Annotated in this window: 1 pseudogene; it reads right to left on the bottom strand. The window is 67.9% G+C overall.

Features of this window, described 5'->3' with window-relative positions:
• Positions 1-794: pseudogene (locus RAD04_RS38460) on the bottom strand (hybrid sensor histidine kinase/response regulator); the annotation flags it as partial.

Below are 794 nucleotides of genomic sequence, written 5' to 3'. Positions count from 1 at the left end.
GTGCCCTGCTCGCCCTTGCCGGACGCAACGCGCTCGGCGGGGGTCTCCAGGCCATGATCGGCGGAGTTGCGCACCATGTGGGTGAGCGGGTCCTTGATCAGATCGAGCACCTGGCGGTCGAGCTCGGTGTCGGCGCCGTGCATCTCCAATTCGATCTGCTTGCCGAGTTCGCTCGAGAGGTCGCGGACGATGCGGGGCAGCTTCTGCCAGGCATTGCCGATCGGCTGCATGCGCGTCTTCATGACGCCTTCCTGCAGCTCGGCGGTGACGTTGGACAGGCGCTGCAGCGGCACCTTGAACTCGGTGTCCTCGTTGCGGCGGGAGATCTCCAGCAGCTGGTTGCGGGTCAGCACCAGTTCGGAGACCATGGTCATCAGATGCTCCAGCGTATCCACGTTGACGCGGATCGACTGGTTGGCGATGCGGTCGCCTTCGCTGGCGCCCTCGTCGGCCATCGACTTCTTCGGCGCGGCCTTCTCCTTGGCGGGCTTTGCTTCCTTAACAACAGGCGCGGGCGCTTCAGCGGCCGGCTCGGCCTTGGCAACGGGCGCGGGCGTCGGCGCCTCGATCGCGGTCTCGCGGAAGGCGCGCTCGAGCTCGTCGAGCGAGACCTCGCCCGGACGCAGCGGGCGCTCCAGGGTCTGGTCGATCAGCGAACCCGTGGTCAGGTTTGCCGGCGCAGCCGCGGCAACCGGGGCTTCCGGCACCAGCGGCGGGGCTTCGGCAACGGGAGCTGCACCGGCAGCCATTGCCGCCATGCCCTGCTCGACCATCGCTTCCAGCTTGTCGATGAG

Source organism: Bradyrhizobium sp. 25ACV (genome assembly GCF_054863005.1).
This window is presented reverse-complemented; position numbering and strand designations above follow the sequence as displayed.